The following is a 26,810-nucleotide window of genomic DNA, read 5'->3' as shown; positions in this document are numbered from 1 at the left end:
GCTCGAAAGGCACTCCTGCGATGACCGAGACGTCGACCGCCCGATCGACCGGCGCCCCTCCCGCCCCCGACAAGCGCGCCTGGCGCTCGCTGATCGTCCTGCTCGCGGGCATGTTCATCGCCCTGCTCGACACGACCATCGTGAACGTGGCGCTGCCCACCATCCGCACCACGCTCGACGCCTCCGAGTCGACGCTCTCCTGGATCATCTCCGGCTACGCCCTCGCGTTCGGCCTCGCCCTGATCCCCGCCGGCCGCCTCGGCGACCGCTTCGGGCACAAGTGGGTCTTCGTCAGCGGCATCGCCCTGTTCACTGTCGCCAGCTTCGCGTGCGGACTGGCCGCGGACGACACCCAGCTCGTCATCGCCCGCATCGTGCAGGGCCTGGCGGGCGGCGTCTTCGTCCCGGCGGTCAACGCCTACATCCAGCTCCTCTTCCGCGGTCCCTCGCGGGGCAAGGCCTTCGCGGTGATGGGCGCGGTCCTCGGCGTCTCGTCGGCGCTCGGCCCGATCATCGGCGGCCTGATCATCCAGGCCTTCGGCGACGAGAACGGCTGGCGCCTGGTCTTCTGGGTGAACCTGCCCATCGGCGTCGCGACCCTGATCGCCGCCGCCGTCCTCCTCCCCGCCCGCCGCGACCTCGAGGCAGGCGATCGCGCCCCGAGCGGAGGCGTCGACTGGCTCGGCCTCGTGCTCGTCTCCGGCGGCCTGGTCGCTCTGCTCGTCCCGCTCATCCAGGGCGAGGACGAGGGCTGGCCGCTGTGGACCTTCCTCTCGATCGCCGGCGGAGTGCTGCTCCTCGCCGCGTTCGGCGCCTGGGAGGTCCTCCACGTCCGCCGTGGCCGCGCTCCGCTGGTGCCGCCGTCGCTGTTCCGCCACCCGGCCTTCACGGGGGGCGTGATCCTCGCGCTGGTCTACTTCGCCGCCTTCACGAGCATCTTCTTCACCATCTCGCTGCTCTGGCAGTCGGGCCTCGGCCACACCGCTCTCGAGTCGGGACTGGTGTCGATCCCCTTCGCGATCGGCAGCATCATCAGCTCCTCGCAGAGCAACCGGATGACCGCGCGCCTGGGCCGCAACGTGCTGGTGATGGGCAGCGGCCTGCTCGCCATCGGGCTCGGCTGGGTCTGGCTGGTGCTGCTGACCGCGACGCCGGACTCGATCAGCAACTGGCAGCTCCTGCCGCCGCTGCTGATCGCGGGCCTGGGCAACGGCTTCTTCATCGCCCCGAACGTGCAGTTCATCGTCTCGACCGTCGACCCGCAGGACGCGGGCGCGGCCAGTGGCGTGATCTCGGCGATCCAGCGCATCGGCTCGGCCGTCGGCATCGCGGTCATCGGCAGCGTGCTGTTCGGGAGCCTCGTCATCACGGGTCCGGACACGGTCGCCTCGGGCTTCCTCGACGCCGCGGCTCCCGCGATGCTCCTCAGCACCCTGATGGCGGTCGCCGCCTTCGCGCTGGTGTTCGTGCTGCCGAAGTCGGTCTCGCGCCGGGGCTGAGGACTCCCGCCCCTGCCCGGTCGCCGCACGCCGGCGGCCGGGCGCACGGGACGGTCCGTCGCCCGGTACGGCGAGGACGTCCCGCCCGATCCCGGGCGACCCGGGAGCCTACGCCCGGGCGGCCGCCGCGGCCTTCGCCGCCGCCGGCAGCGCGTCCACGATGCGCCCGACGGCCGCGTCGTCGTGCGCCGCCGAGACGAACCATGCCTCGTAGACCGACGGCGGCAGCGAGACGCCCGCGTCGAGCATCGCGTGGAAGAACGCCGGGTAGCGGAACGACTCCTGCGCCTGGACCTCGGCGTAGTCGCGCACCGGTCGGCCCAGGTCCGTGAACATGAAGCTGAAGAGGCTCCCGGCCGTCTGCACCGTGTGCGCGACGCCCTCGGCGGTCAGCGCCGCCGACACCTCGCGCTGCAGCGTCCGCGCCGTGGCGTCGAGCGAGGCGTAGACCGCGTCGTCGGCCAGCTGCAGCGTCCGGATGCCCGCGGCCACCGCGACCGGGTTCCCGGAGAGGGTGCCCGCCTGGTACACCGGCCCTAGTGGCGCCAGGTGGTCCATGACGTCCGCACGGCCGCCGAGAGCCGCGACCGGCATCCCTCCGCCGATGACCTTGCCGAAGGTGTAGAGGTCGGCCCGGTACGGAGCCTCGGCGCCGCGGTTCTCGAGCCCCCACCAGCCGCCGGCGCTCACGCGGAACCCGGTCAGCACCTCGTCCATGATCAGCAGCGATCCGTTCGCGTGCACGAGCTCGGCGAGGGCCGCGTTGAAGCCCGGGTCCGGGGCGACGACGCCCATGTTGGCCGCCGCGGCCTCGGTGATGACCGCGGCGATGTCGGCGCCGCGCTCCGCCAGGACCGCGCGCACCGCCTCGAGGTCGTTGTACGGCAGGACGATCGTCTGCGCCGCGGTCGCGGCCGTGACGCCGGCGGAGGCGGGCAGCGAGAGGGTCGCGAGACCGGAGCCGGCGTCGGCCAGCAGCCCGTCGGAGTGGCCGTGGTAGTGGCCGGAGAACTTGATCAGCAGGTCGCGGCCGGTGACGCCGCGGGCGAGGCGGATCGCCGTCATCGTCGCCTCGGTGCCGGTCGAGACCAGGCGGAGCTTCTCGATCGGCGAGACTCCCCCGGCCGTGATCCGCGCCTCGACCAGCTCGGCGAGGTCCGTCTCGGCCGGAGTGGACGCGCCGAACGAGAGGCCGCGGGCGGCCGCCTCCTGCACCGCCGCGACGACCTCGGGGTGCGCGTGACCGAGGACGGCGGGGCCCCAGGAGCAGACGAGGTCGACGTACTCGCGCCCGTCCGCGTCCGTGATGTAGGGGCCGGCGGCGGACACCATGAAGCGCGGGGTCCCGCCGACCGAGCGGAACGCTCTGACGGGCGAATTGACGCCTCCGGGGATCGCGTGCCGGGCACGCTCGTACAGGGTGTCGTTCGCCGAGGTGGTCACCCCTCCAGGGTACGCGCGCCGCTCGGCGCCCCGGCGCCGGAGGAGCGCTTTCGGACGAGATGCCGAGGCTCGCTCCGGGGCCCAGGAGCGGCTACTTCAGCAGGTCGCGGGCGATCTCGACGGCCCAGTAGGTGAGCACGGCGTCGGCACCCGCGCGGAGGATCCCCGTGACCGACTCGAGGATCGCCGGCTCGCGCGAGATCCAGCCGTTCGCAGCGGCGGCCTCGATCATCGCGTACTCCCCCGACACCTGGTACGCCCAGACCGGCACGTCCGAGACGGAGGCGACGTCCGAGAGCACGTCGAGGTAGCTCATGGCCGGCTTCACCATCACCACGTCGGCGCCCTCGGCGAGGTCGAGGGTCGCCTCGCGCAGGCCCTCGCGGCGGTTCGCCGGGTCCTGCTGGTAGGTGCGGCGATCGCCCTCGAGCGTGGACTGCACGGCCTCGCGGAACGGACCGTAGAAGCTGGAGGCGTACTTCGCCGAGTACGCGAGGATCGCGGTGTCCAGGTGCCCGGCGCCGTCGAGAGCGGCGCGGATCGCCCCGACCTGGCCGTCCATCATCCCCGAGAGCCCGAGCAGGTGGGAGCCGGCCTCGGCCTGCGCGAGCGCCATCTCCTCGTAGCGGAGGAGCGTGGCGTCGTTGTCGACGCGCCCGCGCTCGTCGAGCACGCCGCAGTGGCCGTGATCGGTGAACTCGTCCAGGCACAGGTCGGTCTGCACGACCAGCGCATCGCCGACCTCCTCCACGACGACCCGCGTCGCGGCGTTGAGGACGCCGTCGGGGTCGGTCGCACCCGAGCCGACGGCGTCGCGCGTGGTGGGCACGCCGAACAGCATCACGCCGCCGATCCCCGCCTCGGCCGCTTCCGTCACCGCTCCGCGGACGCTGTCCAGCGAGTGGTGCAGCACTCCCGGCATCGACCCGATCGGCCGGGCCTCGGTGGTCCCCTCGGCCACGAAGAGGGGCAGGATCAGCTGCGCCGGATGGATGCGCGTCTCTTGGACGAGACGGCGGAGTGCGGGGGTCGTGCGGAGGCGGCGCGGGCGGATGGCAGTCATGTCCTCCAGCGTAATCCCGCCCCGCCGAGCGCCTCCCGGGAGCGCGGACGCCCCGCCCCGTGGAGGTGCTCCGGACGCAGGACGTCAGCCGAGAGGCGGGTCACTGCCCTGTGGAGCGAAGCCCACCTCTCTTGGCCGACGTCGTGCAGTCCTCCCCCACGCGCCTTCCGTCCGCGCCCTCCCCAGGTACGCCCTCCAGCGGGCGGGGACGCCGGCCCGCCCAGGCAGAATCCGCACATGCACGAGCTCCTCACCCTTCTCCGCTCGAGCGGCGGCTTCGCACCGGCACGAGCACTTCGAGCCGCCGGGGTCCCGCGGGCGGCCCTCGAGCGGGCACTGGCCTCACGAGACGTCGTCCGGGTGCGCCGCGGGTGGTACGCACTGCCGTCCGCGCCGCCCGTCGAGCTCGCCGCCGTGCGGGCGGGCGGGGTGGTGACCTGCCTCTCGCTTCTGCACCACCTCGGGCTCTGGACCGTCGAGCGACCCGCACTGCACGTCGCGCTCGGCGACTCCTCCGTCCACGACCTCCGGCCCGGCTGGGTCGGTCACTGGCGCCGCTGGCCCGGGCAGGGGAGGCGCTCGTTCTCGCAGGACGGCGTCGGAGCCGCCGTTCTGCATCTCGTGACCTGCGTCGCCGAGGACGACGCGATCGTGACGATCGATTCGGCCCTGAACACGGGCCTGCTCACCTCGGACGCCCTCCTCGACCTGCGAGCCCTCGCTCCGATCGGCAAGCGCGATCTGTTCACCCGCGTCGACGGGCGGAGCCAGTCCGGCCTCGAGACGAGGACGCGTCTGAGCACTCGTCGGCACAACGTCCGGGTCCGGACTCAGGTCCCCGTCTCCGGGGTCGGCCGCGTCGATCAGATCATCGGAGACCGCCTGGTGCTCGAGAGTGACGGCCACCGCTTCCACTCCGGCATCGAGCAGTTCCACGAGGACCGGCGTCGGGACCTCGAGCTCGCCCGGCAGGAGTACCTCTGCATCCGGCTCGACAGCCACCAGATCATGGAGGACTGGCCGCGCACCGAGGAGGCCCTCTTCACCCTCGTCCGCAGGAAGGAGCACCTGTGGACCGCGGCACAGCGTCGGCGGCACGGGATCGAGTGAGTCGCTCCCCCGGTACCGCGCACGACCTCAGCCGAGAGGCGGGTCCCTGCCCTGTGGAGCGAGGCCGACCACTCCTGGCCGACGTCGTGCGCCGAAGTCGTGCGCCGAAGTCGTGCGCCAACGTCGTGCGCCGGGGAGGCGGCTCAGCGGGGAGCGCGCTCCGTGGCGACGGCGGCGACCGCGTCGATGAGGGAGGAGGCCGAGCGCTCGTCGGCGACCACGTCGACGCGCAGGCCGAAGGCGCGGGCGTCCTTCGCGGTCTGCGGGCCGATCGCGGCGACGAGGATCGACTCGGGCACCGGGCCGAGCTGCTTCTGGACCTGCTCCGCGACGCTGCCGGAGGTGACGAGGATCGCGTGCACGGCTCCGCCGGCGACGTCGGCCACGACGCGCTCCTCCACGGGGACGCCGACCGTGCGGTAGGCGACCACGGAGCGCACGTCGTGCCCGATCCGGGTGAGGCCCTCGGTGAGCAGCGGCTTGGCGATCTCGGATCGGAGCGTCAGCACGCGCAGAGGGTGCCGGCCGCCGGTCGCCTCCTCCCACTCGGCCAGGAGGCCGCGGGCGGAGTTGTCCTCGGAGGGGACGAGGTCGACGGAGTAACCGGCGGCGACGAGCGCGGCCGCCGTGGTCTCGCCGACCGCCGCCACCTTGGTGCTCGCGGGCACGGTGGTGCGCAGGAGGGAGAGGACGTCGACGGTGGTGGCGCTCGTGACGGTCATCCAGTCGAACGCGCCGGCCTCGAGGTCGGCGAGGGCCTGCTCGAGCGCGGGGAAGTCGTCGGTCGGCGCGAAGTTGATCATCGGAGCGACGACGGGCGAGGCTCCCTTGGCTCGGAGAGCGGCGGCGACACCGTCCCCCCACGGGCCTCCGCGGGGGACGAGGATGCGCCACCCCTGCAACGGCTTCTCCCACTGGGAGTAGGCGGCGGGGACGATCACGAAGGGGCTCCCAGGGGTGCGAGTTCGGCGGCACCCGCACCGAGAAGCGCGTCAGCGAGCAGAGAGCCGCAACGGAACGCGGCTTCGACGACGGGCAGTTCGCGACCACCATACTGCGGATCCGCCCGGTGTCGACCACCGCCGACCGAACCGTTATCGACCGGCTCCGCGACCTCCCGTGAGAGGGACGCCGCGCCGTCGACGGCGAAGACCACGCCGTGCAGGACCACTCGGTCCGCCTCGACGACCGCGGAGGCTCCGATCGGAGCGGCGCACCCGGCCTCGAGGGAGGCGAGGAGCGAGCGCTCGGCCGTGATCGCCGCGCGGGTGGGGACGTGCTCGACGGCGGCGAGAGCGGCCCGCAGCTCCTCCGACGGCTCCTCGTCGCGCACCTCGATGGCCAGCGCTCCCTGACCGGGGGCGTGCGGCGAGACGTCGAAGCCGAGCACCTCGGTGATCGCGTCGACCCGGCCGAGACGGCGCAGGCCGGACAGGGCGAGCACGATCGCGTCCAGCGGCGAGTCGCTGCCGGGCAGCACCCGCCGGAGCCGGGTGTCGATGTTGCCGCGGATGTCGACGATCTCGAGGTCCGGACGGGCGGCCAGCAGCGCCGCGCGCCGACGGGGCGAGCCCGTGCCCACGCGGGCGCCGACCGGCAGGGTCGCGAGGGTGAGCCCGTCGCGGGCGCACAGCGCGTCGCGCGGGTCCTCCCGCTCGGGCACCGCTCCGAGCAGCAGGCCCTCCACCGGAGCGGTGGGCAGGTCCTTCAGCGAGTGCACGATCGCATCGCAGCGCCCGGCGAGCAGCGCGTCGCGCAGGGCGCTGACGAACACGCCGGTGCCGCCGAGGGAGGCGAGCGAGCCGCGCATGCGGTCGCCGTCCGACTCGATGCGCACCAGCTCCACGGGCACCCCGGCGGCGGCCGACATCAGATCGGCCGTCATCCGCGTCTGCGCCACCGCGAGCGCGCTCGCGCGGGTGCCGACTCTGATGCTCACGACAGACGACTCCTCATCACGGTGCGACTCCCGCCAGAGCGGGCTTGAACCCCGCTCGCACGTTCTCGCAGCAGCCGGGGCGGCAGACGTCGTACCAGGGGCCGAGCGCCGTCATCGAGGGACGGTCCTCCGTCGGCACGCCGTTGACGCGCTCGAGGACGAGGTCGACCAGGCCGGAGACGTAGAGCGGGTCTGTACCGGGAGTCGCGACGCGGAGCGCGACGAGTCCGTGCTCCTCCGAGGTCTCGAGGGCCTCGTTGTCGAGGTCCCACATGACCTCCATGTGGTCGGACACGAAGCCGAGCGGGACGATCAGCAGCGCCCGGCGGCCGCGGGCCGGCAGCTCCGCGATGGCGTCGTTGATGTCCGGCTCGAGCCAGGGCTGGGTGGGCGGGCCGGAGCGCGACTGGTAGACGAGCTGCCAGGGCACGTCCTCGTCCGTGGCCGCGGCCATGACGACCTCGGCGACGGCGAGGTGCTGCGCCTCGTAGGCGCCGCCGGGGCCGAACTCGTGCACGTCGACGACGGTGCCGTCCTCGTGGCGCTCGTGGGGTCCGCTGCGCTCGGCGTCGGCCATGGGGATCGAGTGCGTCGAGAACAGCACCTCCACCTCGGTCGTGACGTCGAGGTCGGGCATCCGCTCGCGCAGCTGGTCGAGTCCGTCGTGGACGGCCTTGACGAACGGCATGACGAAGCCGGGGTGGTCGAAGAACTGGCGCACCTTGTCGATCCGCAGCTCGCCCTCGAGGCCGGTCGCGTCGAGCGCCGCGGCGTAGTCCTCGCGGTACTGCCTGCAGGACGAGAAGGAGGAGTAGGCGCTGGTCGCGATGGCGATCAGGTCGGTGAAGCCGCGCTCCTTCGCCTCCGCGACGGCCTCGCTCATGTAGGGCGCCCAGTTGCGGTTGCCCCAGAGCACGGGGAGGTCGATGCCGCGGTTCGCGAGCTCGACCTCGAGCGCCTTCTTCAGCGCGCGGTTCTGCGCGTTGATCGGGCTGACGCCGCCGAAGTGGCGGTAGTGGTGGGCGACCTCCTCGAGGCGCTCCTCCGGGATGCCGCGGCCTCGCGTGACGTTGCGCAGGAACGGGATGACGTCGTCCTGACCCTCGGGCCCGCCGAAGCCGGCGAGGAGGATCGCGTCGTATGCCACGGGGACCTCGACGTGCTCGGGGCCGGAGGCCGCCGCGGGGGTGGCCCCGCGGACGAGGATCGGCTCGCTGGTCGTGTCGCTCATCGGAGCACCTCGGCGATCTGGTCGGCGTCGATGCGCCGTCCTGTGTAGAAGGGGACTTCCTCGCGCACGTGGCGGCGGGCCTCGGTGGCGCGCAGGTCGCGCATGAGGTCGACGAGGTTGACGAGCTCCTCGTCCTCGAGGGCGAGGATCCACTCGTAGTCGCCGAGCGAGAACGAGGCGACCGTGTTGGTCAGGACGGAGCGGAACCGCGAGCCCTGGCGCCCGTGCTGGGCGAGCATCGCGCGGCGCTCCTCCTCGGGGAGGATGTACCACTCGTAGGAGCGGACGAAGGGGTAGACCGTGAGCCAGCGGGCCGGCGCCTTCCCGCGCATGTAGGCGGGGAGGTGGTTCGAGCTGAACTCGGCGTCGCGGTGCACGCCCATCGCGTTCCACGTCGGCAGGAGGCCGACCAGCAGCTCCGTGCGGCGCAGCTCGCGGTAGGCCCGCTGCAGCTCCTCGGGTGCCGGGCCGGTGAGCCACAGCATGATGTCGGCGTCGGCGCGCAGGGCCGAGACGTCGTAGGTGCCGCGGACGGTCACGCCCTCGCCCTCGAGCTGGGCGACGAGGTGCTCGTACTGCTTCACCGCGGGATCCACGGCGTCGCTGGAGAGGGTGAACGGACGTGCGGGATCCCTGCGGAGAACCGCCCAGAGCGTGTATCCCAGGGCCTGATCGGAGTGATCCTGATCGGCGGGGGGCTGCGGCGCCGGAGCGGCGGCGCTCGTGTCGGGGGCGGACTGAACGGGACCCGCCGTGCCGGCGGTCTGATCGGTCATTGATCCATCATCCCTCCGCTCGTGCCGATGCACAAAAGCGGCGGGGGCTCTGGCGCCGGAGGGCGCGGGACGCTAGCGCCCCGGGCCCTCCGGCGCTCAGTCCTCGATGATCTGCTGCGCGACGCCCCAGACGACGAGGCCCACGGCGGCGGCGGCGCCGACCGCTCCGGCGATCAGCGCGGAGGGGTTCCGGCGGCGCACGACCTGGAGCTTGCGCTCGATCGTCCGCTGGGCCGTGCGCACCTTGCGCGGCACGTTGACCTTGTACTCGATGGCGTCGAGGGTCGCGGCGAGCTCGGAGCGGGCGCGCTCGATGTCGGCCCTCAGCTGGCCGGGCTCGAGCTGCGCCGGGTCGACGAAGCGGGGCGTGGCGCTGCTGACGGATCGCTCAGTTGTCATAGCTGCCCACTCCCTTGAACGCCTGGACGTCCTTCTTGATGCTGTCGATCGAGTCCTGGGGCACCGGCGGCACGGCCTTCTTGATGGTGCGCACGCCGACGAGGGCGAGGATCACGGCCACCAGGAGGAAGAAGACGGTGACGATCAGCGCCGACAGCCAGGCCGGCAGCCAGGAGGCGATGCCGATGATCGCGAACGCGACCAGCGTCGCCCACGCGGTCAGGAGGAGGAAGGCCGCGACCGCGAACAGGCCGACGGCCAGACCCGCGCTCTTCGCCTTGCCCGCAAGCTCGTTCTTCAGCGAGGCGACCTCGGCCTTGACGAGCTCGATCACGAGGCCGGGCAGGTCGCTGACCAGCTCCCCCAGTGATCGGGCGTTCTTGGGATTGCGTTCGTTCACCACGGGAGCTCCTCGAGGGTGGGACGTGCCGGCCGGCGCGCGCCTGGCACGGCCGGAGGGATGAGCACTAGGCCCTGCTGGTGGAGGTGGACGTCGTCGACCCGCCGGAGCCGGCCGACGCCGCGGCCTCGTCGACCTTCGAGGCAGCCTTGCGGGCGGCGGCCGATGCCTCCGCCTCGCTCGCTCCCTGGGCCTTCCTGCCACCCGAGACGGCCTTGACGACCACCGAGCGCACGACCTCGTACGCCTTGTCCGAGACGCTGCTCAGCTGGGTCTTCGCGGCGCCGCCGACGGCGCCCGCGACGTCCTGCACCGGCTGGGTCCGCCAGAAGCGGTCGGCCGCCGAGGCGATCTGCTCGTACCGCTTGCGGCCGGCGCGTGCTCCCAGCACGTACCCGGCTGCGGCTCCTGCCACGAAAAGAATCTTGCCCTTCACGCCTACTCCTCGTCCTGGGTCGCTCTCGCGATCGTCCACGCGGTCGGTGACCACTCGTGCCGGGGCACGCCGCGCGCTCGCACGGATGCCTGGGCCTAAGAGTAGCCGTCGGCGTCGCGGGCGTCGCTCGGCAGCCCGACTCCTTGACGCACCAGTCGGCGCCGGATAAGGGCGGCCGTCTCGGCGGCGTGCGGGAGCACCGAGGCGAGGCCCGTGCCCGCGATCCAGGTGCCGGTCACGGCGACTCCCTCGATCGGAGCGAGCGCCTCGCGGAACGCCTCCAGGTGCGCGCGGCGGCCCAGCGCCGCGGCGGGCCGGACGTTGGCCCAGCGCACCCGGGCGGAGTCGACGAGCGACGCCGGATCGAGGGCGAGGCCCAGCAGCGTCGAGGCGTCGAGCAGGGCGATCGCCGCCGCCTCGGCGTCGGTGCGCCCCTCGAGCGGCGGGCGCTCGCCCGGGCGCCCGTAGGAGAGGCGCAGCACGTGGCGCCCGGGCGGGAGGGAGGCGGCCAGCCAGTCCCACTTCGCCGTCGCGTGCGTGATCGCCTTGGCCGTGACGTCGGTGGCGGTGGGCGCCACGAGCACGCCGGAGCCGCGGGGGGCGGCATCCAGGCGGGCGTCGTCGAGGACGAGGGTCACCAGCTCGACGGAGTCGTGCGGCGCCTCCTCGGCGCGCTCCGCGACGGCGGGCGCGAGGCCGGCGAGCAGCGCCCGGGCGTCGCGCTCCGGCGTCGAGACGATCACCGCTCGGGCGCTCAGCGAGCCGTCGGCGAGGGTCAGGACGAAGTCCCCGTCGGAGCCGTCGAGCCGTTGCACGGAGGCGCCGGTGCGGATCTCGCCGGAGAGGTAGTCGATCCGCTGGACCAGCGCGGCGACCAGGCGGTGCATCCCGCCCTCGAGCCCGCGGACCGCGACTCCGGCCGGGAGGTTCGCGCGGAGGGCGGCCACGGCCCGCGCGAGGGAGCCCGCGCGGGTGAGCGCGCCGTTCAGTCCGGGTGCGGCGAGGTCGACGTCGATGTCGTCCGGCCGGCTCGAGTAGACGCCCGACACGACCGGCGCGACCAGGTCCTCGAGCACGCGCTCGCCCATCCGGGTGCGCACGAGCTCGGCGAGGGAGTGGGCGCGGCCGATGCGCAGCACCGGCATCAGGGTGTCGAGCCAGGCGCGCCAGGCGCCGCGGCGGCCGATCGCGCGCACCACGTCGGGGGCGAGCGGCGTGCCGGGGATGCCGAGGATGCCGGCCCGGGGCGACGGCACGGAGCGGCCGCCCGAGAGGTGCAGCCACGAGCCGTGCGTCCGCGGCTCGACGATCGACTCGGCGAGCGGGACGCCGTCGAGGGTCAGCGCGGCGAGCGCCCGCTCGACGTGGCCGCCGCGGGTGGCGAAGCTCTCGGCGCCCGCGTCGAGCGCGGCTCCGGCCAGCGCGAGCGGGGAGACGGAGCCGCCGACCCGCTCCCCCGCCTCGAGCACCACGACGCGCAGGCCGATGCGCAGGCACTCCGCGGCGGCGGCGAGCCCCGCCACTCCGCCGCCGACGACCGCGACGTCGTACGACGCGGCGTCGCGGGGGCGCTCCTCGCTCACGGCCGCCAGGCGTGCACGAACGCGACGAGGCGCGTGAGCACGTCGGGGTCGGTCTCGGGCGGCACGCCGTGGCCGAGGTTGAGCACGTGCGCGGGCGCGCTCAGGCCGCGGCGGAGCACGTCGTCGACGTGGGCCTCGAGGACCTCCCACGGCGCGGTCAGCAGCGCCGGGTCGACGTTGCCCTGCACCGGCACGAACCCGCCGAGGCGGTGGTTGGCCTCGTCGAGCGGGATCCGGTAGTCGACGCCCACCACGTCGGCGCCGATGCCGTGCATCGCACCGAGCAGCTCGCCGGTGCCGACGCCGAAGTGCACGATCGGGACGTTGCGGCGCGTCTCCCCGTGGTCGAACGCGAGGTCGCGCACGTGGACGAGGGCGCGCGCGGAGGCGGGAGCGACGTGGGTCGTGTAGTCCGAGAGCGAGAGCGCCCCGGCCCAGGAGTCGAAGAGCTGCGCGGCGCTGGCCCCGGCGAGCACCTGCGCACGGAGGAAGCGGCCGGTGACCTCGGCGGTCCACTCCATCAGCTGCGCCCAGGCGGCGGGATCGGCGTGCATCATCGTCCGCGCGCGCAGGTGGTCCTTGGACGGGCCGCCCTCCACCAGATAGGCGGCCAGGGTGAAGGGAGCGCCGGCGAAGCCGATGAGCGGTGTGTCGCCGAGGCCCGCGACGGTGCGGCGCACGCCCTCGCGGATGGGCTCGAGCGTCTCGTCGAGCACGGACGGGTCGATCGACGCGAGCTCGGCGACGTCGGCGGCCGTGCGCACCGGCTTCTCGAGCACCGGACCGCGCCCGGGCACGATGTCGACGCCGACGCCCGCGAGCCGCAGCGGGATCACGATGTCGCTGAAGAAGATGGCCGCGTCCACTCCGTGGCGCCGCACCGGCTGCAGGGTGATCTCGCTCGCCAGCGCCGGGTCGAGGCACGCGTCGAGCATCTTCGTGTCGGTCCGCAGGGCCCGGTACTCCGGGAGGCTGCGGCCGGCCTGGCGCATGAACCAGACGGGCGTCCTCTCGCCCCGCTCGGAGCGGTAGGCGCGCAGGAGCAGCGAGTCGGCCGTGCGGCCGGCGGAGAGGGGGTGCAGCGGATCGAGCAGGCCGTCGGTGGGGGAGGTCACCGCGGCATTATTCCAGGCGCATCCGTGCATTCCTCCCCAGTCCGGGGACCCCGCCCCGCAGAGCGCGCGTAGACTGACGTGGTGCTTCTGTGTCTGACGGCGTCGCACAAGAACGCCAGCTTCGATCTCCTCGAGAAGCTCTCCGTCGACTCCTCCGCCGTGACCGCGGCCCTCTCCGAGGGGATCGACTTCGTCTCCGGAGCAGTCGTCGTCGCGACCTGCAACCGCTTCGAGGCCTACCTCGACATCGAGGAGCCGCTGACCGCCGCGCAGGCCGTCGCCGTCGAGGCCGCCACCGCCGCCGTCAGCGCCGCGACCGGCGTCGAGCAGGACGAGCTGCGCGGGAGCGTCGACGTCGTCTCGGGCGACCGGGTGGCCGAGCACCTCTTCGCCGTCTCCAGCGGGCTCGAGTCCGTCGTGGTCGGCGAGGGTGAGATCGCGGGCCAGGTCCGCCGCTCCCTCGAGGAGGCGCGCCGGCTCGGCACCACCTCCTCCGAGCTCGAGCGCCTGTTCCAGCGCGCCTCGCAGACCTCGCGCGGCATCAAGAACCGCACCGGCCTCGGCAGCGCCGGCCGCTCGATCGTGCGCCTCGCGCTCGACCTGGCCGCGAGCCGCGTCACCGACTGGCGGGCGGCCCGCGTCCTCCTCGTCGGCACCGGCAGCTACGCGCGGGCGACCGTCGCGGCCCTGCGCGAACGCGGAGTGGTGGACATCGCGGTGCACTCCCCCTCCGGCCGCGCCGAGAGCTTCGCCGCCCGCCGCTCGCTCCGGCCCATCGCCGCCGCCGATCTCGCGCTCGAGGCGGTCTCGGCCGACATCGTCATCACCTGCACCACGACCCAGGAGCCTGTGCTCGACGCCGCCCTGCTCGCCGCCGGGCGCCTCCAGGGCTTCTCCCGCGAGCGCCAGCTCGTGATCGACCTGGGCCTGCCGCGCAACGTCGCCTCCGACGTCACCTCGGTCGCCGGGGTCGAGCTCCTCGACCTCGAGACGATCAGCCTGCACGCGCCTCTCGACGTGCTCGACGCGTCGCAGCAGGCGCGCGCACTCGTCGACAAGGCGGCCCGGAAGTTCTCGGACGTCGCCGACGAGAAGAGCCTCACTCCGGCCGTCGTCGCCCTGCGCGCCCACGTGTTCGACGCGCTCGACGCCGAGATCGAGCGGGCCCGGTCCCGCGGCGACGAGGACGGCCGCACCGAGCAGGCGCTCCGCCACCTCGCCGGCGTCCTGCTGCACACCCCGAGCGTCCGCGCCCGCGACTACGCGCGCGCCGGAGCCCAGGAGGCGTACCTCACCGGGCTCGAGGCGCTCTTCGGCATCGAGGTCCCGGCCGAGCCCGCCGTCGCGCGCCCCGACGCGGACGCCGCCACCGCGTGAGCCTCCGGCTCCCCTTCGACGCGGAGCCGCTGCGCTCCGCGCCGCTGCTCACCGAGCGCCTGCTCCTGCGCCCCCTCGGGCCGGAGGACGCCGAGGACCACGCGCGCTACCAGGGCGACGCCGACGCCGTGAGGTTCCTCCGCTGGCCGGTGCGCACCCCTGAGGAGTCGCGGGCGCACCTGCAGCGCCGCCTCCCCTCGACACGGCTCGCCGCCGACGGCGACGTGGCCGTGCTGGCGATCGTCCCCCGCGAGGGCGTCCTCGCCGGGCGGATGATCGGCGACCTCACGCTCATCGCGTCGTCCGTCGAGCAGGAGGCGGTCGAGATCGGCTGGGTGCTGCACCCGGAGGCGCAGGGGCGCGGCTACGCGACCGAGTCCGCCCGGGCGCTGCTCGACCTCGCGTTCGACACCCTCGGCGCGCACCGCGTGATCGCGCGGCTCGACGCCCGGAACACCGCCTCCGCCCGCCTCTGCGAGCGCCTCGGGATGCGCCTCGAGGCGCACCACCGGGAGGACGAGTTCTGCAAGGGCGAGTGGACCTCGACCCTCGTCTTCGCCCTGCTCTCCCGCGAGCGCTGACCGCAGCGCCCGCTCGTCCGCGCTCGCCGGGACGCCGCCGGCCTGTCGGGTCGGCGGCGTCCCGGGAGGAGCGTCAGGCCCCGCGGAGCCCGGTGAAGAGGTACGACTCGAGCTGCTCGAGCGGGATGCGCTCCTGCTTCATCGTGTCGCGGTCGCGGACGGTCACGGCGTCGTCCTCGAGGGAGTCGAAGTCGACGGTCACGCAGTACGGGGTGCCGATCTCGTCCTGGCGGCGGTAGCGGCGGCCGATCGCTCCGGAGTCGTCGAAGTCGACGTTCCAGAGCTGGCGCAGCTGGTCGGCGACGCGGCGCGCGAGCGGAGAGAGGGCCTCGTTGCGCGAGAGCGGCAGCACGGCCACCTTGACGGGCGCCAGGCGCGGGTCGAGGTGCAGCACGGTGCGCGTCTCGACCTTGCCCTTGGCGTTCGGCGGCAGCTCCTGCTCCTCGTAGGCGTCGACGAGGAACGCCATGAGTGCGCGGGTGAGGCCGAACGACGGCTCGATCACGAACGGCACGTAGCGCTCGTTCTTGTTCTGGTCGAAGAACGAGAGGTCCTTGCCCGAGTGCTCGATGTGCGTCTTGAGGTCGTAGTCGGTGCGGTTCGCGACTCCCATCAGCTCGCCCCACTCGCCCGAGGCGAAGCTGAAGCGGTACTCGATGTCGACGGTGCGCTTGGAGTAGTGGGAGAGCTTGTCCTTCGGGTGCTCGTACTGCCGGATGTTCTCGGGGTTCATCCCGAGCCCGACGAACCAGTCCCAGGCGAGCTGCATCCAGGTCTCCTGCCACTCCTCGTCCGTGCCGGGCTCGACGAAGAACTCGAGCTCCATCTGCTCGAACTCGCGGGTGCGGAAGATGAAGTTGCCGGGGGTGATCTCGTTGCGGAACGCCTTGCCGATCTGGCCGATGCCGAAGGGCGGCTTGCGGCGGGCGCTCTGCAGCACGTTCGCGAAGTTGGTGAAGATGCCCTGGGCGGTCTCGGGACGCAGGTAGTGCAGCCCCGACTCGTCGTCGACGACGCCGAGGTAGGTCTTCATCAGGCCCGAGAACTGCTTGATCTCGGTCCACTGGCCGACCTTGTCGGGGTGCTCCGGGTCCGGGATGTCGGCGAGGCCGTTCACGGGCGGGTGGCCGTTGACCTCCTCGTACTTCTCGAAGAGGTGGTCGGCGCGGTAGCGCTTGTGGGTGATCAGCGACTCGGTCAGCGGGTCCGAGAAGACGCCGACGTGTCCCGAGGCGTGCCAGATCGCCGTGGGCAGGATGACCGCGGAGTCCAGGCCGACGACGTCGCCCCGGCCCTGCACGAAGGTCTTCCACCACTGGCGCTTGATGTTCTCCTTGAACTCCACGCCGAGCGGCCCGTAGTCCCACGCGGAGCGGGTGCCCCCGTAGATCTCACCCGAGGGGAAGACGAATCCCCTGTGCTGCGCGAGGGTGATGACTTTGTCGAGGGTGGTGGGTTCTGCCACGGGTTGCTCCTCAGCTGTTCGGGCGCACGGGGCCCCGGCGCGCGCCGGCTGCGCGCGTCCTTCTGGTGTGCCCCCATGGTAGCCGCGGGGGCGCCGCACCGGTCGGCCCGCGGCGGGCATGATGAGCGGATGAGCACCCTCCCGCCGATCGTCGTGTCCGCCGTCGCCGTCCTCCGCGACCGGCGCGTCCTGATGGTCACGGCGCGGGGCCGGGAGGTCCTCTACCTCCCCGGCGGCAAGGTCGACGAGGGCGAGAGCGGGATCGAGGCGGCGGCCCGCGAGGCACGCGAGGAGCTCGGCGCGGTCGCGGTCGGCCTCGAGCCCCTGTTCACCGTCCGCACCCAGGCGCACGGCGAGCCGGAGGGGCGCGAGGTGCACATGAGCGTCTTCGCCGCCGAGCTCGACCGGGAGGCGCGCCCGAGCGGCGAGATCGACTCGCTGCACTGGGTCGACGGCTCCGATGCGGGCCGCTGCCCGCCCGCCGGGGTCGAGACCCTCCGGCTGCTGCGAGGTCTCGATCTCGTCGACTGACCCTCCGGCGCCGGGCCGACCGCGGGGCGGCTAGCCTCGTGGCGTGGAGACGAGACGGCGTGCACGGGACCGGTCGAGCGCGGAGGAGCCGGACCGCCTCGAGCCGGTGCGGCTGGAGGCGGCCGTGCCGATCCTGCGGATCTTCTCGGTCGCCAAGGCGGGCGAGTTCTACGTCGACTACCTCGGCTTCGAGGTGGACTGGGAGCACCGCGCCGCGCTCGACGCCCCTCTCTACCTGCAGGTGTCGCGCTCGGGGCTGCGCCTGCACCTCAGCGAGCACCACCGCGACGGCAGTCCCGGCGCCGCGGTGCACGTCGCCCTCCGCGGAGTCCGCGAGCTGCACGCCGAGCTCGACGCGAAGGCGTACCCCTACCTCAACCCGCGGATCACCCGCACGCCGTTCGGCTTCGCGCTCGATGTGATCGATCCGTTCGGCAACCAGCTGCGCTTCGCAGAGCCGGCTCCGGTGCCGCGCCTGCCCTGATCGATGCGCGTGCGGGTGCTTGTACAACCTGAGCGCCGACTGATCAACCGTTCACCGCCCGTCCATGCACTTCGGAGTCCCATCCTTTAGCGTGGCTCCGATGGCTTCACGGGGGACGATCGAGCGGCCGGACACGGCCCGGGCGACGGGACGGCAGCGCCGCCCGCGGCTCCGCTTCATGGATGCCGCTCCGCTGGCGACAGGCCTGCTGGGCTCGATCGCGATCCTCCTCGGCTCGCTCGGCGTGGGCTACCTGCCCGCCGACTCGCCCATCCGCGACTGGCCCCTCATCGCCTCGATCCGCGCCACGGGCTGGCTCACCGAGTCCAGCGGCGCCCTCGTCGTCGGCGGCGGGATGCTGCTGCTGATCGCGTGGCTCCGCCTGCGCACGGTCGCCCTCGCGGCGGGCCCCGGCTCCGTCCGCACCGTCGTGGTGGCGGCCCTCGCCTGGACCGCTCCGCTGCTGGTGACGGTGCCGCTGTTCAGCCACGACATGTTCTCCTACGTGGCGCAGGGGCGCCTGATGACCCAGGGCATCGACCCCTACACGCACGGCGTCGCGACGCTCCCCGGCTGGTTCGACCTCGGCGTCGACCCGCTCTGGGCCGACACGCCCACGCCCTACGGGCCCCTCTACCTCCTGATCGAGCGCACCGCCGTGCAGTTCGCGGGCTACGGCGCTCCCGAGCTCTCCATCGCGATTCTCCGCGCCGTGTCGGTCGCCGGAGTGGCCGTGATGGCCGTCTACGCGCTCCGCCTGGCGCGCCTGCGCGGCCTCTCTGTCCCGCTCACCGCCTGGACGATCGTCGCCAACCCGCTGACCCTCGTGCTCTTCGTCGTCGCCGGCCACAACGACTCCGTGATGCTGGCGCTCATCCTCGCGTCGCTCTACTACGCCCAGACCGACCGCCGCATCGCCGCCGTCGTGCTGATGGCCGGAGCGATCGCGATCAAGCCGATCGCCGTGATCGCGCTCCCCGTGCTCGCGCTGCTGTGGCTGCGCCACGACGCGACGTGGCGCGAGCGCGCCCGCGGCTGGCTCTGGACCGGCGCCGGAGCGCTCGGCCTCGTGGTCGCCGTCGGGCTGCTCGCCGGGGTCGGAGTCGGCTGGGTCGCGGCGATGGTCGTGCCCGGCTCGATCCTGCACTGGTACGCGCCGATGTCGTTCGTCACGGTCTCGGTCTCCCGCGCCGTCGAGTTCACCGGTCACGACCCCGCCGCGGCGATCGCGGTGGTCAAGATCCTCGCGCTCGGGCTCGCCGGCCTGATCGCCGCGCGCCTCATGCTGTCGCGGCGCTCGATCGATCCGCTCGCCCGCCTCTCCGGCGCGCTGCTCGCGTTCGTGACCGCGTCGACCGCCATCCACCCCTGGTACGCCCTCTGGATCCTGCCGATCGCCGCGCTCGCGCGCCCGTGGAGCCGCTCCCACGTGCACTTGGCGGTCTACGCGTCGATCTTCCTCCTGTGCGTCACGCTCGCCGAGCCCATCGACGGCGGAGGCGGCACGATGGACCAGATCCCGGCTCGGGTCGCGACGATCGCCGCGATCGCCGTGGTCGGGATGTACGTCCTCCTCGGCTACACCGACGAGGAGCGGGTCGAAGGGCTGCCCCTCGTGCGCGCTCTTCCGTTCGGCTCCGTGATCCTCGCCCGCCTCAGCGGCGGCCGCCTGGTCGACGCCCGGATGGCCGCGACGCGCCTGCGCGACTAGCCGGGGCCGCGGCTCAGGAGTCGGACTCGTCGCTCCGGCGACGGGTGCGGCGGTCGAGCGCGGCCTGCGCCGTCTCGGCGGCCGAGCGCGGGGAGCCGACCGGCCCGGAGGGGCCGGCGAGGGTGCTCGAGAGGGACGACAGCCAGCCGGAGTCGTCGCGACCGGTGTTCAGCGCATCCGAGAAGAGGGGGAGCTCGCTGCGGGTGGCGTGGATCGCGTAGGACTCGCGGGTGAACCCGTTGTCGGGGACGACGGGCGTCCTGCGGGACGCGCGGGCGGCGCCCTCGGCCTGCTCCTGGCGCGAGCCGACCGGCGCCTGCTCCTGCGCGGCCTGCTCCTGTGCGGCCTCCGGAGGCGTCTGCTCCAGGGGGGCGTCGCGCTCGTCGCGCGGGGTGCTGCTGTCGTCGTCCACGGCGGTCCTCCTGCTCTCCGCCCCGAGCGGAGGAGCGGGCGCCGCGGTGATGGGGCGGCGCCTGGTCAGGCTACCCCTCGTTCAGGGCGTGGCGTCGTCGCTGGCGCCTGATCGTGGCGCGGGGCGCCAGACGACCAGTTCGGTCCGGCGCTGCGCGCGCGTCCCGTGGCGCAGAGTGACCACGTCGCCCTCGAGGCCGGCGGCGAACACACGGCGGCCCGGCCGGTTCAGGAGCTCGTCGGCGAGGGCCGACTCCAGCTCGCGCACCCGCTGCGAGAGCGACTGCACCTGGTTCTCGAGCTGCAGGATGCGCGCGATGCCCTCGAGCGAGACGCCCTCGGAGGACAGCCGGGCGACCTCGCGCAACTGCACCACGTCGCGCATCGAGTAGCGACGCGACTTGCCCGCGGTCCGGGTCGGGCTCACGAGCCCGAGCCGGTCGTACTGCCGCAGGGTCTGCGGGTGCATCCCCGCCAGCTCGGCGGCGACGGCGATCGCGAAGACGGGCGTGTTCTCGTCCATGTCTCCTCCTCCGACCGGTCGCGCCGAACCGGTGCTAGTAGCGGGCCTTCTCCAGGATGTCCTCGCGCGGGTCCTCGTCCGGCTCGGCGGCGGCGTAGGCCTCGAGGGCCTCCCGGGCGGCACCGGACAGGTGGCTCGGGACGGCGACCTGCAGGACGGCGAGCAGATCGCCCGTGCCCTTGGGGGTCGTGACGCCGCGGCCCTTGACGCGCAGGACACGGCCGCTCGGGGTTCCGGCGGCGACCCGCAGCTTGACAGGCTCGCCGCCGAGGGTCGGCACCTCGATCGTCGCGCCGAAGACGGCCTCGACGAAGGTGACGGGGACCGCCACCCGCAGGTTCAGCCCGTCGCGCTCGAACACGGGGTGCTTGCGGACCGAGACGGTGAGCACCAGATCGCCGGGCTCGCCGCCGTCCGGACTGGGGCGGCCCTTGCCGCGGACGCGGATCTTCTGGTCGTCGGCGACGCCGGCCGGGATGCGCACCGAGAGTGTGCGCCCGTCGCCGGTCTGCAGCTGGACGGTGTCGCCCCGGGTCGCGGTGCGGAAGTCGATGGTGGTGCTGGCGGTGACGTCGGCACCCTTCTGCGGGCCGCCGAAGCCGCGGTAGCCGCCGCTGGGCTGGCCGAAGCGGTTGCCTCCGCCGCCGAACATGCCGCCGAGGATGTCCTCGAAGCCGGGCGGCGGGCCCTGCTGGGTGCTGTAGGAGGTGCGCCCGCCCTGGCCGAACATGCCGCCGAAGACGTCGTCGAACCCTCCTGGCTGGCCGCCCGCGGTGAAGCGCGCTCCGCCGCCCATGGCGCGGATCTGGTCGTACTCCTTGCGCTGCTCGGCGTCCGAGAGCACGGTGTACGCCTCGCTGATCTCCTTGAAGCGCGCCTCGGCCTTCGCGTCCCCCGGGTTGGAGTCGGGGTGGAACTGGCGGGCGAGCTTGCGGTAGGTCTTCTTCAGGTCCGCGGCGGAGACGTCCTTGGACACGCCGAGGACCTTGTAGAAGTCCTTGTCGAACCAATCCTGGCTGGCCATGTGCCTCTTCCTGTGTCGAATGCGGCGAGGGACCCCGCCCCGGTCCGGCAGCGTGCTGCCGAGCGGGGCGGGGTCCTCCGCGGTGGTGGTGCCGGTGGCGGGGTCAGTCGGCGGGGACTGCCACGACCACCTTGGCGGCCCGCAGCAGCGAGCCTCCGAGGTAGTAGCCCGCCTCGACGACGTCCGCGACCGTGGAGGTCTCGGCGCCGGGGGTGGGCTGCTGGAAGATCGCCTCGTGGATGTTCGGGTCGAACAGGTCGCCCACGGCGCCGGTCTTCACCAGGCCGAGCTTCTCCACTCCGCCGCGCAGCTTCTGCGCGATGGCCGTGAAGGGCCCGCCCTCGGCGAGGTCGCCGTGCTTCTCGGCGCGGTCGAGGTCGTCGAGCACGGGGAGGATGACCTTCACCGCGTCGCCGATCGCCCGCTCCTTGTCGACCTGGCGGTTCGCCTCGGTGCGCTTGCGGTAGTTCGCGTACTCCGCGGTCACCCGCTGGAGGTCGGCGAGGTGCTCGGCCGCGAGCGTCTCGGCGCTGGACTGGCCCGAGAGGAACGAGAGGTCGGCGTCCGAGAGGCTGGTCTCGACGTCGGGCCCCTCGGCCTCGATGAGGCCCTCCTGGTCCTGGGCGTCCTTCGCCGCCTCGGCTCCCGCCTCGCCGCCGGTGACCGGCTGCTCCTCGGGGAGGTCCTGGGGCTCGTTCTCGGCTGCCATGGCTACTTCGTGTCCTTCGGCTCGTCCTCGTCGATGACCTCGGCGTCGACGATGTCCTCGTCGTCCTTCTTGTCACCGTCGGCCGGAGCGTCCGCGGGGGCGCTCTGCGCGGCCTGGTCCTGGGAGTAGATCGCCTGGCCGATCTTGGTCTGCGAGGCGTTGAGGGCGTCGAACGCGGTCTTGACGGCCGCGTCGTCGTCGCCGGCGAGCGCGGTCTTCAGCGCGTCGACGTCGCCCTGCACCTCGGACTTGACGTCCTCGGGCAGCTTGTCCTCGTTGTCCTTGATCAGCTTGTCGATCGAGTACGCCAGGGTCTCGGCGTTGTTGCGGATCTCGGCGGCCTCGCGGCGGGCCTTGTCCTCGGCGGCGTGCTCCTCGGCCTCGCGGACCATGCGGTCGATGTCGTCCTTGGGAAGCGACGAGCCGCCCGTGATCGTCATCGACTGCTCCTTGCCGGTGCCCTTGTCCTTCGCGGACACGTGGACGATGCCGTTGGCGTCGATGTCGAAGGTGACCTCGACCTGCGGGATGCCGCGCGGGGCCGGCGCGATGCCGGTCAGCTCGAACGTGCCCAGGTTCTTGTTGTCGCGCGTGAACTCGCGCTCGCCCTGGAAGACCTGGATCGCGACGGACGGCTGGTTGTCGTCGGCCGTGGTGAAGGTCTCGGACCTCTTGGTCGGGATCGCGGTGTTGCGCTCGATGAGCTTGGTCATGATCCCGCCCTTGGTCTCGATGCCCAGCGAGAGCGGGGTCACGTCGATCAGGAGGACGTCCTTGCGCTCGCCCTTGAGGACACCGGCCTGCAGCGCGGCGCCGACGGCGACGACCTCGTCCGGGTTGACGCCCTTGTTGGGCTCCTTGCCGCCGGTGAGCTTCTTGACGAGCTCGGCCACGGCCGGCATGCGGGTCGAGCCGCCGACGAGGACCACGTGCGCGATGTCCTCGACCTTGACGCCCGCCTCGGCGATGACGTCGGTGAAGGGCTTGCGGGTGCGCTCGATCAGGTCGCTGGTGAGCTCCTCGAACTTGGCGCGGGTGAGCGTCTCGTCGAGGTTCGCCGGGCCGTTCTCGGTGAGCGAGAGGTAGGGCAGCTGGATGCTGGTCGAGGTGCTCGAGGACAGCTCCTTCTTCGCCTGCTCCGCGGCCTCCTTGAGGCGCTGGCGCGCGATCTTGTCCTTCGAGACGTCGACGCCGGTCGAGTCCTTGAAGCGCTTGACCAGGTGGTCGACGACGCGCTGGTCCCAGTCGTCGCCGCCGAGGCGGTTGTCGCCCGAGGTCGCGCGGACCTGGATGGTCGAGAAGTCGTCGTCCTTGCCCACCTCGAGGAGGGAGACGTCGAACGTTCCGCCGCCGAGGTCGAAGACGAGGATGAGCTCGTCCTCCTTGCCCTTGTCGAGGCCGTAGGCGAGAGCGGCCGCGGTGGGCTCGTTGATGATGCGCAGGACGTTGAGGCCGGCGATCTCGCCGGCGTCCTTGGTCGCCTGGCGCTCGGCGTCGTTGAAGTAGGCCGGGACGGTGATGACCGCGTCGGTCACCTTGTCGCCGAGGTACTGCTCCGCGTCGCGCTTGAGCTTGCCCAGGATGCGGGCCGAGATCTCCTGCGGGGTGTACTTCTTGTCCTCCACGCCGAAGGTCCAGTCGGTGCCCATGTGGCGCTTGACCGACGCGATGGTGCGGTCGACGTTGGTGACGGCCTGGCGCTTCGCGGTCTCGCCGACGAGCACCTCCCCGTCCTTGGTGAACGCCACGACGGACGGCGTGGTGCGGAAGCCCTCGGCGTTGGCGATGACGGTGGGCTCGCCTCCCTCGAGGACGGCCACGACAGAGTTGGTGGTTCCCAGGTCGATGCCTACGGCACGGGACATATGCGTTGTTCTCCTTCGCGATCGGCGTCGCGCGGGCGGCAGCCGGTCAGTTGACGGGTGGTGCGGAATCCTCTGCGGGAGTTGAGCCCCGCACGCTCAAGTTTACGCATCCGTCGTCTCGCGTCAAGTCCGGAGGCGAGAAGTTGAGTCGCATCGGCTCAACTCTCAGACTCGCGGGTCCCGCGGCTTCCGGCCGTTCACCTCCTCCCCCTACGGTGGGCCCATGACGACGCGCACCGGCCGCTGGCCCGTCCTCGCCTGGGGCCTGTGGGACTGGGGCGGCTCGGCCTTCAACGCGGTGGTGACCACCTTCGTCTTCACCGTCTACCTGACCACCGACGGGCTCTTCGGCACATCGAGCGGAGTCTCGGCCGCGCTCGGCTGGTCGCTCGCCGCCGCCGGCGTGGTCGTCGCCGTCATCGCGCCGATCACCGGCCGCCGGGCCGACCTCGGCGGGCGCCGCCGGTTCTGGCTGGGGGTCCACTCCTCCGTCGTCGTCCTCTGCATCCTGCTGATGTTCCTCGTGCGCCCCGACCCGGCTCTCCTCTGGCTGGGACTCGGACTGCTCGCGGTCGGCACGGTCTTCTTCGAGTTCGCGAGCGTCAACTACAACGCGATGCTCCTCCAGGTCTCGACCCGGGCGACCATCGGCCGCGTCTCCGGCTTCGGCTGGGGCATGGGGTACGTCGGCGGCATCGTCCTGCTGCTCATCGTGTACGTCGGCTTCATCTCGCCCGAGGTCGGGCTCTTCGGGGTGACGGGGGACGACGGCCTCGACGTGCGCGTCTCGATCCTGGTCGCCGGCGTGTGGTTCGCGGTCTTCGCCCTCCCGGTGCTGGTCGCGGTGCCGGAGACGCCGGCGCGGGCGAGCCGGGCGGAGCGCGTCGGCGTGATCGCCTCCTACCGCGCGCTCTTCGCGCAGGTCGCCGCCCTCTGGCGCGAGAGCAGGAGCACGGTGGCCTTCCTCATCGCCAGCGCGGTGTTCCGCGACGGGCTCACCGGGGTCTTCACCTTCGGCGGCGTGCTGGCGCAGGGCACCTTCGGCTTCGACGCCGGCGAGGTGATCCTGTTCGCGATCGCCGCGAACGTCGTGGCCGGAGTGGCGACCATCTCGGTCGGCGCGCTCGACGACCGCATCGGCCCCAAGGCCGTGATCGTCGCGTCGCTCATCGGCCTGGTCGTCTGCGGCACGGCCGTCTTCGTCCTGCACGACGGGGGGAGCACGGTGTTCTGGATCTTCGGCCTGCTGCTGTGCCTGTTCGTCGGCCCGGCGCAGTCGGCGAGCCGCAGCTACCTCGCCCGCCTCATCCCGGAGGGACGCGAGGGCGAGATCTTCGGCCTCTACGCGACCACCGGGCGCGCGGCCTCGTTCCTCGCTCCCGCCGCCTTCGCGGCCGCCGTCTCGATCGCCGCGGCGGTCTCGGGCAGCGGCGAGGCGAACGTGCAGTACTGGGGCATCCTCGGGCTCGTCCTCGTCCTCGCCGTCGGACTGGTGCTGCTCCTGCCGGTGCGCCGCCCGCCGGCGACCGCCCCCGTCGTGCCGGAGCCGCAGCTCGCTCCGCCCGCCCGCCGGGACTGACGAGGCCCGGCGCACGGAGACGCGGCCGACGTCTCTCCGCGCGCGCCGCCGGACGCGGTCAGACCGTGGCGATCCAGAACACGATCAGCAGGAGCGTGACGAGGAAGCCGGTCAGGAAGTTCAGCGCGAGGAAGCGCTTCCAGCCCGCGTTCGCCTGCTCCGCCTCGGCGTCCTCGAGGGACCGGTACGGCCAGATGCTCACCGCGTACGGCACCGCGAGGATCGCCGCGAGGGTCCCCGGCCAGGGCAGCAGGAGCAGGAGCAGTCCGCTCGCGACGTAGGCGCCGATGGCGAAGCGCGTGGTCGCCTTCGCCCCGATCACGGTCGCGATCGAGCCGATGCCGCCCGCCCGGTCGGCCAGGATGTCCTGCACCGCTCCGAAGGCGTGGCTCGCGATCCCCCAGAGGAAGAACGCCACGAGCAGCGCCACCAGCGGTCCGGTGACCACGGTGCCCGCGAGGGCGATCCCGTAGACGGCGGGGCTGACGAAGTGGGTGGCCGAGGTCAGCGAGTCGACGAAGGGCCGCTCCTTGAAGCGGAGCCCCGGCGCGCTGTAGGCGATCACGGCGAAGACGCTGATCGCGAGGACCAGCCAGGAGACCGGGGACCCGAGCAGCACCAGCGCCACCAGGAACGGCACGTTCGTGGCCACCGCCGCGATCAGCGTCGCGCGGTGCTCGCTCCGGTCGAGCACGGCTCCCTCGACGCCGCCCTTGCGGGGGTTCCGCAGGTCGGACTCGTAGTCGAAGACGTCGTTGATCCCGTACATCGCGAGGTTGTAGGGGATGAGGAAGTAGATCGTGCCGAGCACGAAGGCGAGGTCGATCTCGCGGGTGGTCAGCAGGTACGCCGCCGCGAACGGGTAGGCGGTGTTGACCCAGCTCAGCGGGCGGCTCGAGACGAACAGCGCGCGCAGCCGGTTCACGGCTCGCTCCGACGTCGCGAGGGCAGGAGGACCCAGAGCGCCGGGAGGGCGAGGGCCGCGGCGATCGCGTAGGCGAAGTCCTCGATCGGAGCGACGCCGATCCGGATCCCCGAGATCAGGTCGTCGTCGTAGGCGACCAGCAGGCCCACCCCGATCATGATGTTGTCGAACACGGCGGTCGTCACCAGCAGCACGGCGAGCGTGCCGAGGACGGCGGGCAGGCGCAGGACGCGACGGCGCAGCGCGAGCAGCAGCAGGACCAGCACCACCGCGAGGAACACGGCGTTGAGGAGGAGGTAGGTCACGCGCGCGCCTCCGCCCGCCGGGCGACCCGCTGCGAGAGGAAGCCGTGCACGTCCATCGTCAGGTAGCAGAGCAGGGTGAGGAAGAGGACCTCCTCGACCGGGAGCTCCGGAGCGAGCTGCAGACCGGTCATGTAGGAGGTCTCGCCGCGGAAGAACACGCCCAGGCCGATCCCCACGAGGTCCCAGACCAGGAAGAACGCGACTCCCACGGGCAGCACGATCGCCGCGCGGCGGGCGTCCGCCCAGAAGAACAGCCGGAAGCGGCGGTCGAGCACGATCATCCCGGTGATCGAGACGAGGAGCGCGAGCAGGTAGAGGATCCCCAC

Annotated in this window: 28 protein-coding genes; 8 read left to right on the top strand and 20 right to left on the bottom strand. The window is 72.7% G+C overall.

Annotated features, from left to right (window positions below; genetic code table 11):
• Nucleotides 1-1,499 (top strand): MFS transporter (locus C5C24_RS07065; protein WP_374955325.1); only part of this gene is annotated, 1,499 nt, incomplete at its 5' end.
• Between the two features lie 108 nt (nucleotides 1,500-1,607).
• Here the strand turns inward: C5C24_RS07065 and hemL are convergent.
• Nucleotides 1,608-2,942, bottom strand: a complete 1,335-nt coding sequence (hemL, locus tag C5C24_RS07060) for a glutamate-1-semialdehyde 2,1-aminomutase (RefSeq protein WP_104276224.1) — start codon at nucleotides 2,940-2,942, stop codon at nucleotides 1,608-1,610.
• 91 nt (nucleotides 2,943-3,033) lie between these two features.
• Complete coding sequence (hemB, locus tag C5C24_RS07055) at nucleotides 3,034-4,005, bottom strand: porphobilinogen synthase (protein WP_104281354.1); 972 nt, start codon at nucleotides 4,003-4,005, stop codon at nucleotides 3,034-3,036.
• A 237-nt stretch (nucleotides 4,006-4,242) separates the two neighbouring features.
• Here hemB and C5C24_RS07050 point away from each other — a divergent pair, with 237 nt between their 5' ends.
• Nucleotides 4,243-5,115: a type IV toxin-antitoxin system AbiEi family antitoxin domain-containing protein gene (locus C5C24_RS07050; protein WP_146082546.1), complete on the top strand. Its 873-nt coding sequence runs from the start codon at nucleotides 4,243-4,245 to the stop codon at nucleotides 5,113-5,115.
• Between the two features lie 143 nt (nucleotides 5,116-5,258).
• Here C5C24_RS07050 and C5C24_RS07045 read toward each other — a convergent pair whose 3' ends face one another.
• From C5C24_RS07045 to hemE, 9 genes are all read right to left on the bottom strand, one after another.
• On the bottom strand, nucleotides 5,259-6,053 hold the full coding sequence (locus tag C5C24_RS07045; protein WP_104222950.1) for a uroporphyrinogen-III synthase: 795 nt from the start codon (nucleotides 6,051-6,053) through the stop codon (nucleotides 5,259-5,261).
• Entirely contained in the window at nucleotides 6,053-7,054 is a 1,002-nt protein-coding gene (gene hemC, locus C5C24_RS07040; protein WP_104276227.1) for a hydroxymethylbilane synthase, read from the bottom strand. The genes C5C24_RS07045 and hemC overlap by 1 nt, the downstream gene beginning before the upstream one ends.
• 16 nt (nucleotides 7,055-7,070) lie before the next feature.
• Nucleotides 7,071-8,285: a ferrochelatase gene (locus C5C24_RS07035; RefSeq protein ID WP_104304612.1), complete on the bottom strand. Its 1,215-nt coding sequence runs from the start codon at nucleotides 8,283-8,285 to the stop codon at nucleotides 7,071-7,073.
• Complete coding sequence (gene hemQ, locus C5C24_RS07030; RefSeq protein WP_104233087.1) at nucleotides 8,282-9,061, bottom strand: hydrogen peroxide-dependent heme synthase; 780 nt, start codon at nucleotides 9,059-9,061, stop codon at nucleotides 8,282-8,284. Before hemQ ends, C5C24_RS07035 begins: the two co-directional genes overlap by 4 nt.
• A gap of 96 nt (nucleotides 9,062-9,157) precedes the next feature.
• On the bottom strand, nucleotides 9,158-9,460 hold the full coding sequence (locus tag C5C24_RS07025; protein ID WP_104304611.1) for a DUF3618 domain-containing protein: 303 nt from the start codon (nucleotides 9,458-9,460) through the stop codon (nucleotides 9,158-9,160).
• Entirely contained in the window at nucleotides 9,450-9,860 is a 411-nt protein-coding gene (locus C5C24_RS07020; RefSeq protein WP_244229489.1) for a phage holin family protein, read from the bottom strand. The genes C5C24_RS07025 and C5C24_RS07020 overlap by 11 nt, the downstream gene beginning before the upstream one ends.
• A 67-nt stretch (nucleotides 9,861-9,927) precedes the next feature.
• On the bottom strand, nucleotides 9,928-10,275 hold the full coding sequence (locus C5C24_RS18380) for a YtxH domain-containing protein (protein ID WP_146082545.1): 348 nt from the start codon (nucleotides 10,273-10,275) through the stop codon (nucleotides 9,928-9,930).
• Nucleotides 10,276-10,391: 116 nt separating this feature from the next.
• A complete protein-coding gene (locus C5C24_RS07010; protein WP_258065077.1) occupies nucleotides 10,392-11,879 on the bottom strand; it encodes an NAD(P)/FAD-dependent oxidoreductase in 1,488 nt (495 codons plus the stop codon).
• Nucleotides 11,876-13,024 carry a uroporphyrinogen decarboxylase gene (gene hemE, locus C5C24_RS07005; protein WP_104255341.1) on the bottom strand — a complete coding sequence of 383 codons (1,149 nt, stop codon included), beginning with the start codon at nucleotides 13,022-13,024 and terminating at the stop codon, nucleotides 11,876-11,878. The genes C5C24_RS07010 and hemE overlap by 4 nt, the downstream gene beginning before the upstream one ends.
• Nucleotides 13,025-13,075: 51 nt before the next feature.
• Between hemE and C5C24_RS07000 the strand changes: the two genes are divergently transcribed.
• Both C5C24_RS07000 and C5C24_RS06995 read left to right on the top strand, forming a co-directional pair.
• Entirely contained in the window at nucleotides 13,076-14,371 is a 1,296-nt protein-coding gene (locus C5C24_RS07000; RefSeq protein ID WP_104304616.1) for a glutamyl-tRNA reductase, read from the top strand.
• Nucleotides 14,368-14,952, top strand: coding sequence for a GNAT family N-acetyltransferase (locus C5C24_RS06995; RefSeq protein ID WP_219812844.1), 585 nt, complete (start codon nucleotides 14,368-14,370; stop codon nucleotides 14,950-14,952). The genes C5C24_RS07000 and C5C24_RS06995 overlap by 4 nt, the downstream gene beginning before the upstream one ends.
• 73 nt (nucleotides 14,953-15,025) lie before the next feature.
• On the opposite strand, the gene C5C24_RS06990 is transcribed toward C5C24_RS06995, so the two are convergent.
• Nucleotides 15,026-16,417: a glycine--tRNA ligase gene (locus C5C24_RS06990; RefSeq protein WP_104226140.1), complete on the bottom strand. Its 1,392-nt coding sequence runs from the start codon at nucleotides 16,415-16,417 to the stop codon at nucleotides 15,026-15,028.
• 129 nt (nucleotides 16,418-16,546) lie between these two features.
• Between C5C24_RS06990 and C5C24_RS06985 the strand changes: the two genes are divergently transcribed.
• From C5C24_RS06985 to mptB, 3 genes are all read left to right on the top strand, one after another.
• A complete protein-coding gene (locus C5C24_RS06985; protein ID WP_104304610.1) occupies nucleotides 16,547-16,948 on the top strand; it encodes an NUDIX domain-containing protein in 402 nt (133 codons plus the stop codon).
• Between the two features lie 43 nt (nucleotides 16,949-16,991).
• Nucleotides 16,992-17,432, top strand: coding sequence for a glyoxalase superfamily protein (locus tag C5C24_RS06980; protein ID WP_208543318.1), 441 nt, complete (start codon nucleotides 16,992-16,994; stop codon nucleotides 17,430-17,432).
• Between the two features lie 100 nt (nucleotides 17,433-17,532).
• A complete protein-coding gene (mptB, locus tag C5C24_RS06975; protein WP_146082544.1) occupies nucleotides 17,533-19,143 on the top strand; it encodes a polyprenol phosphomannose-dependent alpha 1,6 mannosyltransferase MptB in 1,611 nt (536 codons plus the stop codon).
• A 13-nt stretch (nucleotides 19,144-19,156) separates the two neighbouring features.
• Here the strand turns inward: mptB and C5C24_RS06970 are convergent, their stop codons facing one another.
• The 5 genes from C5C24_RS06970 to dnaK all read right to left on the bottom strand — a co-directional run bounded on the left by C5C24_RS06970 (nucleotide 19,157) and on the right by dnaK (nucleotide 23,675).
• The gene (locus C5C24_RS06970; RefSeq protein ID WP_104304608.1) at nucleotides 19,157-19,555 is read right to left on the bottom strand and encodes a hypothetical protein; all 399 of its coding nucleotides are present in this window, start codon (nucleotides 19,553-19,555) and stop codon (nucleotides 19,157-19,159) included.
• Nucleotides 19,556-19,636: 81 nt separating this feature from the next.
• Entirely contained in the window at nucleotides 19,637-20,077 is a 441-nt protein-coding gene (locus C5C24_RS06965) for a heat shock protein transcriptional repressor HspR (protein WP_104276235.1), read from the bottom strand.
• Nucleotides 20,078-20,111: 34 nt separating this feature from the next.
• Nucleotides 20,112-21,101: a DnaJ C-terminal domain-containing protein gene (locus C5C24_RS06960; protein WP_104304607.1), complete on the bottom strand. Its 990-nt coding sequence runs from the start codon at nucleotides 21,099-21,101 to the stop codon at nucleotides 20,112-20,114.
• A 103-nt stretch (nucleotides 21,102-21,204) separates the two neighbouring features.
• Entirely contained in the window at nucleotides 21,205-21,810 is a 606-nt protein-coding gene (locus C5C24_RS06955) for a nucleotide exchange factor GrpE (protein WP_104276237.1), read from the bottom strand.
• 2 nt (nucleotides 21,811-21,812) lie between these two features.
• The gene (dnaK, locus tag C5C24_RS06950) at nucleotides 21,813-23,675 is read right to left on the bottom strand and encodes a molecular chaperone DnaK (RefSeq protein WP_104222890.1); all 1,863 of its coding nucleotides are present in this window, start codon (nucleotides 23,673-23,675) and stop codon (nucleotides 21,813-21,815) included.
• 223 nt (nucleotides 23,676-23,898) lie between these two features.
• Between dnaK and C5C24_RS06945 the strand changes: the two genes are divergently transcribed.
• Nucleotides 23,899-25,254, top strand: a complete 1,356-nt coding sequence (locus C5C24_RS06945; protein ID WP_104276238.1) for an MFS transporter — start codon at nucleotides 23,899-23,901, stop codon at nucleotides 25,252-25,254.
• A gap of 58 nt (nucleotides 25,255-25,312) precedes the next feature.
• Here the strand turns inward: C5C24_RS06945 and C5C24_RS06940 are convergent, their stop codons facing one another.
• The 3 genes from C5C24_RS06940 to C5C24_RS06930 are packed head-to-tail and all read right to left on the bottom strand — an operon-like array spanning nucleotide 25,313 to nucleotide 26,810.
• Nucleotides 25,313-26,179, bottom strand: a complete 867-nt coding sequence (locus tag C5C24_RS06940; RefSeq protein ID WP_104276239.1) for a prenyltransferase — start codon at nucleotides 26,177-26,179, stop codon at nucleotides 25,313-25,315.
• The gene (locus tag C5C24_RS06935) at nucleotides 26,176-26,484 is read right to left on the bottom strand and encodes a lycopene cyclase domain-containing protein (protein ID WP_104276240.1); all 309 of its coding nucleotides are present in this window, start codon (nucleotides 26,482-26,484) and stop codon (nucleotides 26,176-26,178) included. The genes C5C24_RS06940 and C5C24_RS06935 overlap by 4 nt, the downstream gene beginning before the upstream one ends.
• The gene (locus tag C5C24_RS06930) at nucleotides 26,481-26,810 is read right to left on the bottom strand and encodes a lycopene cyclase domain-containing protein (RefSeq protein ID WP_104276241.1); all 330 of its coding nucleotides are present in this window, start codon (nucleotides 26,808-26,810) and stop codon (nucleotides 26,481-26,483) included. Before C5C24_RS06930 ends, C5C24_RS06935 begins: the two co-directional genes overlap by 4 nt.

This window comes from Rathayibacter sp. AY2B3, assembly GCF_002931755.1.
GTDB lineage: Bacteria > Actinomycetota > Actinomycetes > Actinomycetales > Microbacteriaceae > Rathayibacter.
This window is presented reverse-complemented; position numbering and strand designations above follow the sequence as displayed.